The sequence below is a fragment of the Bradyrhizobium sp. 62 genome, from assembly GCF_023073035.1.
In the GTDB taxonomy this organism is placed as follows: domain Bacteria; phylum Pseudomonadota; class Alphaproteobacteria; order Rhizobiales; family Xanthobacteraceae; genus Bradyrhizobium.
Window position 1 is genome coordinate 931,614 of record NZ_JADPIT010000015.1, and the last position, 387, is coordinate 932,000.

Genomic DNA, 387 nt, shown 5'->3' on the forward strand with positions numbered 1-387 from the left:
CGCCTTCTGCCTGACCGTCGATACCGCTCATTACAGCCGTCGCGAACGTGACATCGCCAAACGCTACGTTCGCGAGAGCCGCCTGCGCGCCACCGGCGGCGATTACCAGAAGGGTCTGGAGTGGCGGACGGTGCAGATGATCAAGGACAAGTTCAAGATCCCGCTGATCCTCAAGGGCATCGCGACGCCCGAGGATGCGCTGATCGCGATCGATCACGGCGTCGAATGGATTTACGTCTCCAACCACGGCGGCCGTCAGCTCGATCATGGTCGCGGCGCCATGCACGTGCTGCCCGAGATCGTTGACGCCGTGAACGGCCGCGCCAAGATCATGGTCGATGGCGGCGTCTGTCGCGGCACCGACATCGTCAAGGCGATCGCGGCGGG

1 protein-coding gene is annotated in these 387 nt (G+C 64.1%); it reads left to right on the plus strand.

Annotated elements, in window-relative coordinates:
* A partial coding sequence (locus tag IVB47_RS14960; protein WP_247463172.1) for an alpha-hydroxy acid oxidase occupies positions 1-387 on the plus strand: 387 nt, incomplete at both ends.